Here is a 14,072-nt window from a genome sequence, read left to right as displayed (position 1 = left end):
TTCATTGACATACTACCAAAGCCAGCAGCTACAAGACATTAACCGTAAACCACCACGCCCACCTATTGCCCCATATTGCCACGTTATGCCATTGGATAGACAAACATACCACCAACACCACAGGCAAGCACACAGCCCAAATGGTGAGCGTATAGCACAGTTACGGTTATGATGATCTTAGTTACAATAAATGATTTTTTGATGTTGGATTTATAGCATCATACGACCAAGCAAAGGGGCATAGTCATTTTGACCTTATCCAAAACTGAACACCACCCCAGCCACCAAGCCAGCAATAACAAGGCATTGGCAAAAAATGAACAGCAAAATGAACACCTAACCGCCTATGGTTCACTTCAAAAACCGAACAGTTAAGCAAAGCCAAAAATAGATAAATTAGAGCTATATAAAATCTTTATTGACGAAATAACTACACAGGATAAAAGGTGATATCCACAAAATCTAGTAATGTTTATTTAAACATGACACAATAATTAATAGAGATTTTTAAAATGCTCAATTGGTTAACCATGTATTGATATTTTTACTTGAAGTATTTTTCTTAACAGATATAAATTTTTAAGAGGACATAATATGGAAGCAACTGAGAATAGCGCTGAAATAAAACAGTTGTCTAAGATGAAAGAAGGACAATATTTTGATAGAAAAAGTTCAAGAATAGAACCTAAGCAGATTATTAAACATCTTATTGCTTTTGCTAACGCCTCGGGCGGCAAGTTAGTAATAGGCATAGAGGATGATGGAACAATAACTGGTTTTAACAATCCAAAAGCTCACAGTATTGAAGATTTCAAACATATATTAAATGAAGGGCAAAAAACTCCTATTCCATTAAGTATTGAGACAATTAATGTAGTAAACAATAAAGGTGAATCTGACGTCATACTTGTATTTGATGTTGAGCCATCCACGCACCGAGTAATCGAAGCCAATGATGGACAAGCTTACTTACGCTCGAAAGATAACTCAATTCTCCTAAAATTTGAGCAAAGAAAGTTACTTGAATATGATAAAGGACAAAGATCTTTTGAAGATGAAATTGTAAGGGATTCAAGTTTAGAAGATTTAGATATGGATTTGTTGGAGAAATATAAAGATCACCTTAATAGCCATGATTCAAGCATTAAAGAAATACTTAAGGCAAGAAATTTTATAAATAAAGATTTAAATATAACAAATGCAGGAATTTTACTATTTGGAAATAACCCTACAAAGTACTTCCCTAATGCCAGAATAAGGGTAATAAGATATGACGGGAGAGCTCAGAAAACAGGTACATCTATTAATATCATCAAGGAAGTTAATATAGAAGGCGCAATACCTTTAATGATTACCAAAGCGAGAGAAGTTGTAAATTCACAGTTAAGAGAATTTCAAACTCTTGGAGACAACGGAAAATTTATAAAAATAAGCGAATATCCTGAATTTGCATGGTTTGAAGGTATAGTTAATGCTTTGACCCACCGTAACTATGCAATGATGGGCGATCATATTAGAATTTCAATTTATGATGATAGAATTGAGATTTTCAGTCCAGGAGCTTTACCTAATATAGTAACGATCGAAAATATTATGAATACTAGATATTCTAGAAATCCTCGTATTGCTAGGGTATTATCAGAGTTTGGATGGGTTAAAGAACTTAATGAGGGAGTTAAAAGAATATTTAATGAAATGGAGGAATTTTTACTAAATAAACCTATCTATCATGAACCAAATAATAATTCAGTACAGCTAACCCTAGAAAATAACATTATTCAAAGAAACTTGAGAGATATTGACCAAGTTAAAAAACTACTTACTGATGAATTGTGCCAAACACTAGATAAAAATGAGCTAGTTGCAATAAAACATATCTATAACTATAAGGAAATAACTACTAAGACTCTTAGCCAAATTCTAGGTAAAAGTGATACCTTTTCTAGAAAAGTTTTAAAGTCTCTTGAAAATAAAGGTATCATCGAATGGCAAGGCAGCAGTACAAGAGATCCGACGCAACATTACACTCTACATATTACAAATAATAAGGATTGATAGTTCGAAGTAATTGGAAGTAGTTCGAAGTAATTGGAAGTAGTTCGAAGTAATTGGAAGTAGTTCGAAGTAATTGGAAGTAGTTCGAAGTAATTGGAAGTAGTTCGAAGTAATTGGAAGTAGTTCGAAGTAGTTCGAAGTAATTGGAAGTAGTTCGAAGTAATTGGAAGAAAATACTATAAACTCACTAACAATTATGAGTCAATGAGCAAAACGAACAGCAAAAGCCGAACGATAAGCGGGCATGATTGATTTTATTAATTGTCATTGGGGTATGGTTAGCAAGTTAGTTAGCAACAAATTTTGGTTACCAAGATTAGTTACCAAAGAAAATGCCCTTTTGTGCGTAACCTTGAGTGTAACCACATGATTGATTTTATAAATGACTGTAACAGGCAACTGTAACAGCAAAACCGCCCTTTTATTGGTTCGCAGTACGTAGGCAAGTTCGCACCAAATGAGCCGTTATTAAATGCGAACTTTACGCACCAAACCGCCTTTTGTGCGTAACCTTGAGTGTAACTATGTGATTAACTGCTATTGGTGAACAAGAAAGTGAACAAGGAAACAGCCGTTTTATATTGGTTCGCATATGGCAGGTTCGCACCAAATATATACTTTATAAAATATCATTATCATTTATCTAGCCTATCCGAATAAATCTAGATACAATCAAAAGCATTTGATTACAAAAATTTAGGAAAGACCATGATAGCCCGATATGTGGAAGCCATTAACAAACTTTTTGCCACAGGCGTGACCACTGAACACAGTTTTCGTGGTGATTTACAGAATTTGCTCAATGGACTATTGCCTGAATTTGCTGTTATTAATGAACCCAAACGCCGTTCTTGCGGCGCACCCGATTATATTATTGAGAAAAAAGAAATTCCCGTATTTTTTATTGAAGCTAAGGACATTGGCGATAATGACCTTAAAGGTACTAAAAAAACAGGCAACAAAGAACAGTTTGACCGCTACAAGGCATCGCTCAACAATATCATTTTTACTGATTATCTCAATTTTCTATTTTATAAAGATGGTGAACTCAAAGCCGAACTTGCCATTGCCCGCCAAAACGGTAATAAAATCGAACCTATCCCTGAGAACTTCGCCCAGTTTACCAACCTTATCAAAGATTTTAGCCAAAGTATTACTACGACGATTAAAATTCCGAAACGCCTTGCCGAAATGATGGCAAGTAAAGCCCGTATGCTTGCTGATGTGATTGATAAGGCTTTGACCAGTGATGAAGAAAATAATCAAAACACCAGCCTATTAGACCAAATGGAAGCGTTTAAAGAAGTATTGATTCACGATATTACCCCACGCCAGTTCGCCGATATTTACGCCCAAACCATCGCCTATGGTATGTTTGCCGCTCGTCTAAATGATAAAACACTAGAAGATTTTACCCGACAAGAAGCCGCCACACTTATCCCAAAATCTAACCCATTTTTACGCACCCTGTTCCAGTACATTTCAGGTTATGACTTAGACGAGCGTATCGAGTGGATTGTTAATGATTTAGCCGATATATTCCGAGCCACCAATGTCGCAGAACTACTTAAAAACTTTGGTAAAGCCACCCAAACGCTAGACCCCTTTATCCATTTTTATGAAGATTTTCTAGCCGAATATGACCCAGCGTTACGTAAACAACGTGGCGTATGGTACACACCCGAGCCTGTGGTCAAATTTATTGTGCGAGCCGTGGATGACATTCTCAAAACCGATTTTAATTTGCCGATGGGGATTGCCAGCACTGATAAAACCACGATTAAAGAGGAAGTTGCCGTAGGTAATGCCCGCAAGAAGGGTACAACTATAGTTAAAGTTGACAAGGAAGTCCACAAGGTGCAAATCCTTGACCCAGCGACAGGCACAGGCACGTTTTTAGCCGAAGTGGTGCGATATATCTATGAAAATCGTTTTGCCAAAATGCCTGGCATATGGTCGGGCTATGTGGATAATGATTTGATTCCACGCTTAAATGGCTTTGAGCTATTGATGGCGAGTTATGCGATGGCTCATTTAAAGCTTGAGTTATTGCTGAAAGACACAGGCTATGTGGCGGGCAAAGACCAACGCTTAAAGGTGTATTTGACCAACAGCCTAGAGGAACATCACCCCGATACGGGTAGTTTATTTGCAGGATTTCTGGCGCAAGAGGCGAATGAGGCAAACCATATCAAGCGAGATAGCCCTGTGATGGTTGTCATTGGTAATCCGCCGTATAGTGGTGAAAGTGCTAATAAAGGCGAATGGATTATGGGCTTAATGGAAGATTATAAAAAAGAGCCAAACACCAATGACCGCCTAAATGAGAGAAACCCAAAATGGATTAATGATGATTATGTCAAGTTTATGCGATATGGACAGCATTTTATTGAGAAAAATGGTGAAGGAGTTTTAGCCTTTATTAATCCACACGGATTTCTTGATAATCCAACGTTTCGGGGTATGCGTTGGCACTTGCTCAATACTTACGACAAGATTTATACGATTGATTTACATGGTAATGCCAAGAAAAAGGAAACCGCACCCGATGGCGGGCGTGATGAAAATGTGTTTGATATCATGCAGGGCGTGTCTATCAATTTGTTAATTAAAACGGGTAAAAAGAAAAAAGGCGAATTAGCAAAGGTTTATCATTATGATTTGTTTGGCTTGCGTGATGATAAATACGAGTTTTTGAATAAAAATTCGATTGCGACAATTCCGTATGTTCAGCTTGAAAACAAAGCCCCAAATTATTTTATGGTTAAAAACAATTTTGACGAAAATAAATTGAATGATGATTTTAAAATTGATGAGTTATTTACTAATAACGGATTAGGCATTACTACTGCTCATGATGATTTTGTGATTAAAAACTCCAAAAAGGAACTTTTAGATTTTTATAAATCATTTCAGCAATCTGAACGTGATGCAAATATTTTACATAAGAAATTTAAAGTTAAAGAAAAAGCTGGTTGGAATATTTTAGACGGTTACGATAATATTAAAAATGAAGATGATTTATCAAAGTATATCTATCCAATATCATACAGACCATTTGATAAAAAATTTATATTTTATGAAGATAAGTTAGTATGGCGTACCGTTCGTAAAGTAATGCAACATTTGATGACTGATGAAAATTTCGCTTTGTTTAGTTTAAAAAGAGCGAGAGATAACTTTACTAGCAAATTTGGTATTTTCAAAAATTTAATTGATAAATCAGCGATTTCTTCTCTCGATAATGGGTATGTATTCCCTTTATACCAATATCCCGAAATTACCAATCAAGAAAACTTTGACTTTGACCAACTCAAAAACCTAAGAAAACCCAACCTAGACAGCAACATCACCCAAAAAATCGCCGAAAACCTAGGCTTAACCTTCATCACCGACCACGAAGATGAACAAGCAGGCAAAGAAGGCACATTCCATCCGCTAGACGTACTAGACTACATCTACGCCGTTTTACACTCGCCCGCCTACCGAGAAACCTACAAAGAATTCCTAAAAATCGACTTCCCAAGAGTGCCATACCCAACCGACAAAGACACCTTCTTTAAACTTGTCAAACTCGGTGGCGAACTTCGCCAAATTCACCTACTCGAACACCCAAGCGTACAAGCGCAGAACATCAGCTACCACGGCAACGGCGATAACATCGTCACCCGCAAAATGACAAAAACCAGTATCGGCTATGAACCTGACCCAACCAAGGCAGACAAAGGCAAAGTATGGATAAACGATACTCAATACTTTGATGATGTACCCTTAATTGCTTGGGAGTTCTACATCGGTGGCTACCAACCTGCCCAAAAATGGCTCAAAGACCGCCAAAACATGACATTGGGCTATGAGGATATCATCCATTATCAGCAAATTATCGAAGCCTTGAGCAATACAGATAGATTGATGAAAGAAATTGATAAAGTATTAGTTATTAATTAATTGCTGTCTAGTAAATAAAAGCATGGCTAGACCATGCTTTTTTAGTTAGCAATAAATTTAACAAGCAAAACGCTATCTTAGGCGTAACCTTGAGTGTAACTATGTGATTAACTGCTATTGGTGAACAAGAAAGTGAACAAGCGAATAACCGTTTTTAATTGGTTCGCAGTCATTGGATAGGTTCGCACCAGATGAGCCATTATTCAGAAGAATTATTACGCCTAAAAATATCAAATATCTTTTCAGGAAAATAACCTAATACAAATACTGCAGCTAAAACTAAAGCTGCAAATAGAATACAACTACCCCCAATAATAAAGTTCTCAGTGAATAAATAAAATGCTATTACAATTAGCCCAATAATGATAAAAAATCCCATCCAAAGCTTTATAGTATTAAATCTATTCTGTTCTTTACTAATTTCAACATTTCGTTGATTAATTTTTACTTGTTCAAGTTGCTCACTTTTAACAAGTTGGTGAGTAAAAGTTTGCTCAATTTCACTCATTTTAAGTATTCTGTCTATAGCACCTGGATGATATTGTTCTAATAAAACCATATCATTAGCAGGAATAGCAGGAGGAGAGATATTAACGTTATGGGCATTTTGAATAGGCACATAGTTAGTATTTGAATGATCGTTATGTCGATGTGCATGCAAATGTAAATCAACCTGATTTTCCGTAGAAGAATCAGGTTGTGTAACGGGCTCTAAATTATTATATGAGTTGGGTGAATTATCAGTCATCGGTACTTAATTCTGATTTATAACGATTGTACGAACGGCGAATAGATTGGGATACACGATAATAATAAACTCTAGTGCCAGGTGAAAAATCAGTGCGAGGTACAGTAATATAACGAGGACCTGTCCAAGAACCAGCAATCCCATCGACCACGCCAACACGATGACGAGCATTCATTCTATCTTCACGATTCCGTAAACGGCTCATAATGTACTCCTACAGAACTTGTCCATGATTATAGTAATAATAAAATAAATAGTTTGGACAATTGAGTTTAACATAATGAATTATCTTAAATCAAAGACAATCGACAGCATCTAACAACATCTAACAACATCTAACAACATCTAACAACATCTAACAACATCTAACAACATCTAACAACATCTAACAACAACATCTTAAAAAAATAGTGAAATAAAAATATTCTCTCACTGGATACAACCGCCCACAGCTCACCACTTTAAAAACCATTAAGCCCTTGCGATTGGTGCAATCACGCTCGCATGATGACACCCGCTAAGGGTTAGCCCTTATCTAATTTTTAAAGCATTTTCTCATTGGCTTTTGATACGTAGTGATACGGATTTAAAATCCGAAATTCACCCAAATCCAAGCAGAGCAAGGCATAAGGCGTATTTTCAACAATGAACCGTAAAACAAAATTATAGACAGATTTAAGAGACTGGAAACCGCCAAAGCGATACAGGGTAAGGCATACGGGCATTTTGCTATTGTGACCCGTCAAGAATTTACTAAACCTCAAAATGACAAGACAACCCCATGTAATGGCAAGTCAAGTAAACTGAATTACTTACCAGTTTAAAGCCTTAAGATTGCCCTAAGGAATTACTAAGGTTTTTACCCTTATCCATTTTGGAACATAAAGGCCACCTTAAAAATGAGGGGGTATGCCCATTTTTGGACAGGGGTGTTTTTCGGCAGTTACAAAAATAATTTAAGTCAAAAAAGGGCAAGCGGAATGATAAAAGTGTGGTCAAAAGTGTGGTCAAATTTCATATTAATTTTAATAAATTTATATATATCAATGATTTAAGAGAATAAAAAGAACCCATTGCAGGAGGTGAGCAATGGGCTGAGGAAAAGCACAGGTAAGTGTTAAAAGTCTGAAAATTTTTGACAATGAACGCGGTTTATCAAAATTGTCCAATCACTATATGATAAAAAAATTCGCAAATTAATACGTTATGACTGATGAATTGGGTACAAAGTATTCAAATTTCAATAAACCTGACAACAGCAAAATTTGCTAATAGCGAAATAAGTCTTATTGTTATTATTATTTTTGTTGTCGGACGTTATGATATCAATAAAAGTCTAAATTTTTGACTACCTAATTACACCCTGTTACTTTTGAAGTGTTTTTTATACAATGACATATTTGGTAAAAAATACCATGAAATCAATAAGGTAAAGTGGCTTGATTGTTGAAAAATATAACAAAAATGAGCATTATGGGCAAAAAATAATGACATTACTTTGAGAACCGTTATAATTATTTCAACTAAAATTAGCGTTACGCCGCGCCCTACAACAAGAATGAACGAAAAATCCCATGACCGATAAGCCAGTGACCGACGAGACAGCCCATCCCCCTGTTGCTTCGGGCAGTATTTTTAACTTGCCCAACAACTTGACCATTGCGCGCATCGTGATGATTCCACTGTTTGTGGCGATTGCTTATTGGCCGCCTGCGATGGGGATTGGGCAAAGCGCCATTAGTGACAATGCAATTGCCAATATAGGCATGTATCAGTTTAGCGATAGTCTACTACGCCACTTTTTATTGACGGCTGTATTTATTTTGGCGGCAATTACCGATTGGTTAGATGGCTACTTTGCCCGCAAGCTTAATATGACATCGGCGTTTGGGCGGTTTCTTGACCCTGTGGCGGATAAACTGATGGTTGCTGCTGCGCTAATTATTTTGGTGCAGTGGCATCCTGACATTGTCATGGCGATTTCAGCAATTGTTATCATCTCACGGGAGATTGCCGTCTCTGCGTTGCGTGAGTGGATGGCAGAACTAGGCAATCGTACCAGCGTTGCAGTGTCATATGTGGGCAAGATGAAAACCACTTTTCAAATGGTGGCAATTACGGTGTTACTGCTCAATTGGGAGTCGCTTGAAATGACGGGATATTTATTATTATTGATTTCAGTGGTGTTGACGTTATGGTCAATGTTTATTTATCTGAAAGCGGCATGGCCCTATCTAAAACAGCCTTAATCGATAACTTTAAAAAAAGCTAATGACGTTAAAAAAATGGATTATTCTAAAAAATTGTTAGCTAAAATTTACTATAAAAAACCCCAGTTAAAAAACTGGGGTTGTATTTTTTTAAAGCCAATAATTAAAAAGTCACAGAATGGTTTTCACCCAGATTTTCTGCGGTTTTACCTTCTTGGACAGCCGCTGATACCATCTTAAACATATCCACCACCGTGTTACCGCTTAGCCAATACTGCGCACCGTTACATTCAATGCAAATCACTTGCACGTTAGGATCTTCTTTACCTTTCTCATAGAACGCCGCATAAATTGGGCTCCAAAGCTCATCTAGTTTGGCTTTGTCATTAACCAATTTAGCCGTACCGTTGATAGATACAAAGTCTTTTTGGTCGCTTGAGGTATAAGATAAGTTGACTTGTGAGTTTTTTTCCAAGTCTTTGATAGTTTCTGATTTGCGATCGCCGATGAACCAAATTTTACCATTTTCTAATTCATTTTTATTGGTGGTCATAGGGCACGCATGTAAATGTTTTTCGTCTGCAGTAATGGTGGTCATCATTGCATATTTGACGCCTTCAATCACTTTATTAATATTTTCAATATGTTGCTCTTTGGTGAGATCTGCCATGAGAATGTCCTTGTTATTATATGGTTATTATACGTCTCAAAGTTAATGCTAAAAAATTTATTGCTAACTGGTTAAGAATTTATTTTAAAACTCGGTTAAAGTCATTAACTTGGACGATAATATCGGCTTTGGTTGTTTAAGTCTGTCGAAAAGCTGCAAGTAATTGGTATAAAACCGTTAATGATGTTATCGCAAGGTAACACAATTGAAAGGCACTTTAGAAAAAACACAAAGTGAAATGACAGTCTATCACCATCAAGACAAGTGATACGCCCGTGGGTTTAATGCTATAATAACCGCAAACTTTTCTGTTATTTTCCCAACTTTTCCCAAAGCAAGCGGAACTTTCTATGACTATCATCGCTGGACACCCATTTTTAACCGATTTTCAAACCACCAAACTGCTAAATTCCCTTAGCCAAAAAACCAATCTCAAAATCACCCACTTAAAAAGCCAGCAAGTTTATATTTTTTCTAAGGATTTGGCAGAACACGACTATAAAAAAGCGGTAGATTTGCTCAATCACGGTGACGAAATCGCGCTTAATCAAGCAAGCCGAGATGAAAACCAACATGAAAGCCAACATGAGAATAAAGAGGCGCTGCAAATTATCGTCAGCCCACGTTTTGGTACGATTAGCCCTTGGGCAAGTAAAGCGACGGATATTTTTAACAATTGTGAGATAGCGATTGAGCGTGTTGAGCGCTTGGTGGTGTATACGCTCATCGGCGAAAATTTGCCTGAAAAGCTCCCGCATGATATCGAGATGATGTTGTACGACCGCATGACCCAAAGCCTATTTTATGACTTGGCAAAGGCTCAGCATTTATTCGATGACCACGAGCCAGCACCGCTCAACCATGTCGATGTGATGGGCAAAGGGCGTGAAGCGTTAGAATCTGCCAACCGTGAGTTCGGTTTTGCGTTATCGAGCCAAGATATTGACTACTTGATGGATGCCTACGTTCATGTGCTAAAGCGCAATCCGACCGATGTTGAGCTCATGATGTTTGCCCAAGCCAACTCGGAGCATTGCCGTCACAAGATTTTTAATGCGCAATGGACGATTGATGGGGAAGTACAGCCAAAATCCTTGTTTGGCATGATTAAAAATACCTTCAAGCAAAATCCTAACGATATTTTATCCGCGTATAAAGACAATGCCGCGGTGGTAAAAGGGCATGAAGGGCAGCGTTTTTATCCGCTATTAAACAGCGACAACAAGCATTTGGAATACGATTTTCATCAAGAGCCGATTGATATCTTGATGAAAGTCGAAACCCACAATCACCCAACGGCGATTGCACCCTATGCAGGCGCGGCAACAGGCTCTGGCGGGGAAATCCGTGACGAGGGCGCGACAGGTCGTGGCGGTAAACCCAAAGCAGGCTTGGCAGGATTCCATGTGTCGCATTTGCAGCTGCCTGATATGCCAGAAAAATGGGAGCACAGCGGAAAAGTCTCGACGGCTGACTACGGCAAGCCAGCGCGTATGGCGTCCGCATTAGAAATCATGACCCAAGCACCGCTTGGTAGTGCGGCGTTTTCCAATGAATTTGGTCGTCCAAATCTGGTCGGTTATTTTCGCTCATTTCAATTGGATACCTCAAAAGACCAAGATGGCAGCCAAATGCGAGGCTATCACAAACCCATTATGATTGCCGGTGGTTACGGTAATATCAAACGCAATTTGGTGGAAAAAAATCCGATTCAGCAAGGTGATTTGCTGATTGTGCTAGGGGGTCCTGCCATGCAAATCGGCTTGGGCGGTGGCGCAGCAAGTTCGGTGGATAGTGGGGAGCTTGATGAAGGCTTGGACTTTGCGTCCGTGCAACGTGACAATGCCGAGATGGAACGCCGCTGTCAAGAAGTCATTGACCGCTGTTGGGCAATGGCAGGAAACCAGCCAGATGAAGATAACAATCCGATTGTGTCGATTCATGACGTGGGGGCAGGTGGCTTATCAAATGCCATGCCCGAGCTTGTGAATGACCACGAACTTGGGGCGGTGTTAAACTTGCGTAAAGTGCCGTCGCTTGAGCATGGTATGTCGCCAATGGCGATTTGGTCAAATGAAGCCCAAGAGCGTTATGTGTTGGCAATCCGTCCACAGAGCCGTGAGCTATTTGATAGTATCTGTGAGCGCGAGCGTTGCCCGTATGCGATTTTGGGTGAAGCGACGGACGTGCGTGAGTTGGTAGTCAATGACCCACTACTCAACACCAAAGGCGACCAACAACCGGTCGATATGCCCCTACAAGTGCTACTCGGTGGCACGCCAAAAATGCAGCGTAGCTTTAGCCGTAGCACGCCAACACTGCAAGCGTTAAATCTTGATAAAGTCGATTTGGCTGAAGCGGTCAAAGACGTCCTGCGTCATCCAACGGTTGCCAGTAAATCTTTCTTAATTAGCATTGGCGATCGTTCCATCACGGGTATGGTAGTACGTGACCAATATGTTGGACGTTACCAAGTGCCAGTGGCGGACTGTGCTGTTACCGCTTCTGCTCTCATCCCTGTCGATGGCAATCCGATGACAGGCGAGGCCATGAGTATGGGCGAGCGTACCCCAGTTGCCTTGATTAATCCTGCTGCATCTGCGCGCCTTGCTGTTGCCGAAGCCATTACCAATATCGCAGGGGCGAATATCGCCAAGCTATCAGACATTACCTTGTCGGCGAACTGGATGGCAGCCTGTGGTGAAGACAAAGAAGACCAAGCGTTATTTGATGCGGTGTATGCCGTGGGCGAAGCACTTTGTCCGGCACTTGGCATTGCCATTCCTGTGGGTAAAGACAGCTTGTCGATGCGGGCGAATTGGTCAGAGGAGCAAGCAAACAAGTCTGTGGTGTCACCCATGTCGCTCATTATCACTGCCTTTGCCCCTGTGCAAGATGTCACCAAGACCTTAACCCCAGAATTGCTAACCAGCTCAGCGCTTGGCGAAACCGCTTTTTATCGTTTAGACTTATCAAAAGGTCAGTTCCGCTTGGGTGGCTCAATCCTTGCCCAAACCTTAAGCCAACTCGGTGATACTTGCCCAGATTTGGATAATCCGCAAGATTTAATCAACTTTTTTGACTTTATCCAGCAAGCCAACAACCAAGGCTTAATCACCGCATATCATGACATTGGTGATGGCGGTTTGCTTGCCACCATCACTGAGATGCAATTCACCAGTCGTCAAGGCGTGAAATTGGTGTTAACTGATGACAATTTACTCGGTCAATTGTTTGCTGAGGAACTCGGTGCGGTCATTCAAGTCAAGTCCGATAAGGTTGCCCAATTGCTTGAATTAGCCGAAACCACAGGCGTCAGCGAATTGTTAAGCCTAGTCGGTCAAAGCACCGATGAAGACAGTTTACTCATCCAAACGGCTACGCAAAATTTACGTTTTGAGCGTAGCGAGCTTGAGCAAGAATGGAGCAAAGTCAGCTACCATATCGCCAAAAACCGTGACAACCCCGAATGCGTACAACAGGCCTTTGATTTGATTGGTGATAAATCCCATCAAGGCTTAATTGCCCAAGCCGATTATGATCTCAACCAAGCGATTGAAGCCCCGTATATCAATAGCCGCAGCATACAGCCCAAAGTCGCTATTTTGCGTGAGCAAGGCGTGAATGGTCAGCTAGAAATGGCGGCAGGCTTTAAACGCGCAGGGCTAGAAGCTGTCGATGTGCATATGAGTGACTTGCTTAAAGGGCGTGTCAACTTGCGTGACTTTGATGGGCTAGTGGCTTGCGGCGGCTTTAGTTATGGCGATGTGCTTGGCGCTGGCGCTGGCTGGGCAAAATCGGTACTGTTCCATGATGAACTACGCATGCAATTTGTGCGATTCTTTAACCGACCAGAAACCTTCTCGCTTGGCGTGTGTAACGGCTGTCAGATGATGAGCCAGCTTAAAGACTTAATCCCTGGCGCAGAGAATTTCCCCCGTTTTATCGCCAATAAATCGGCACGCTTTGAAGCACGCACGGTGAATGTGAAAATTGAACGTACCAAGTCGGTGCTGTTAAAAGGCATGCAAGAGAGCATTCTACCGATTGCGGTGGCACATGGCGAAGGCTTTGCGACGCTGAGCGATACCGATATCGCAGGGATGAGCGCACATGGGCAAATTGTGATGCGTTATGTGGACAGTCTCGGCACAGCAACCGAGCATTATCCGCTCAATCCAAATGGCTCACCACAAGGGGTGACAGGGATTTGTAGCACCGATGGGCGTGTGACCTTGATGATGCCACACCCAGAGCGCAATTTGATGGCATATAACCACAGCTGGAAGCCTGAAGCGTGGGACAATGACGGGGCGTGGATGCGGATGTTTAGAAATGCTCGGGCATTTTTAAGATAAAAGTTACGATGAAAGTTAACATAGTTAATTTTTTTATAAAAGGATGGCAAAAGCTGTCCTTTTTTAATGACCTAATCCAACCC

7 protein-coding genes are annotated in these 14,072 nt (G+C 40.0%); 4 read left to right on the top strand and 3 right to left on the bottom strand.

All coding sequences use genetic code 11. From position 1 onward, the window contains the following. Positions 1-594: 594 nt before the first annotated feature. On the top strand, positions 595-2,055 hold the full coding sequence (locus RNZ41_RS10070; protein WP_065254010.1) for an ATP-binding protein: 1,461 nt from the start codon (positions 595-597) through the stop codon (positions 2,053-2,055). 708 nt (positions 2,056-2,763) lie between these two features. Beyond that, positions 2,764-6,003, top strand: coding sequence for a type ISP restriction/modification enzyme (locus tag RNZ41_RS10065; protein ID WP_314027211.1), 3,240 nt, complete (start codon positions 2,764-2,766; stop codon positions 6,001-6,003). 199 nt (positions 6,004-6,202) lie between these two features. On the opposite strand, the gene RNZ41_RS10060 is transcribed toward RNZ41_RS10065, so the two are convergent. Beyond that, positions 6,203-6,751 carry a DUF2335 domain-containing protein gene (locus RNZ41_RS10060; protein ID WP_314027210.1) on the bottom strand — a complete coding sequence of 183 codons (549 nt, stop codon included), beginning with the start codon at positions 6,749-6,751 and terminating at the stop codon, positions 6,203-6,205. Continuing rightward, the gene (locus tag RNZ41_RS10055) at positions 6,744-6,956 is read right to left on the bottom strand and encodes a hypothetical protein (protein ID WP_148664886.1); all 213 of its coding nucleotides are present in this window, start codon (positions 6,954-6,956) and stop codon (positions 6,744-6,746) included. Before RNZ41_RS10055 ends, RNZ41_RS10060 begins: the two co-directional genes overlap by 8 nt. A gap of 1,369 nt (positions 6,957-8,325) precedes the next feature. Here RNZ41_RS10055 and pgsA point away from each other — a divergent pair. After that, entirely contained in the window at positions 8,326-9,000 is a 675-nt protein-coding gene (pgsA, locus tag RNZ41_RS10050; RefSeq protein ID WP_099807450.1) for a CDP-diacylglycerol--glycerol-3-phosphate 3-phosphatidyltransferase, read from the top strand. A 124-nt stretch (positions 9,001-9,124) separates the two neighbouring features. On the opposite strand, the gene RNZ41_RS10045 is transcribed toward pgsA, so the two are convergent. Continuing rightward, positions 9,125-9,631, bottom strand: coding sequence for a pyridoxamine 5'-phosphate oxidase family protein (locus RNZ41_RS10045; RefSeq protein ID WP_314027209.1), 507 nt, complete (start codon positions 9,629-9,631; stop codon positions 9,125-9,127). Positions 9,632-9,981: 350 nt separating this feature from the next. Here RNZ41_RS10045 and purL point away from each other — a divergent pair, with 350 nt between their 5' ends. Further along, positions 9,982-13,989 carry a phosphoribosylformylglycinamidine synthase gene (gene purL / locus RNZ41_RS10040; RefSeq protein WP_314027208.1) on the top strand — a complete coding sequence of 1,336 codons (4,008 nt, stop codon included), beginning with the start codon at positions 9,982-9,984 and terminating at the stop codon, positions 13,987-13,989. Positions 13,990-14,072: the final 83 nt, after the last annotated feature.

It is taken from the genome of Moraxella sp. DOX410, from assembly GCF_032248735.1.
Lineage (GTDB): Bacteria > Pseudomonadota > Gammaproteobacteria > Pseudomonadales > Moraxellaceae > Faucicola > Faucicola tetraodonis.
The sequence above is the reverse complement of the archived record's forward strand: the minus strand, read 5'-3'. Positions and strand labels throughout refer to the sequence as shown.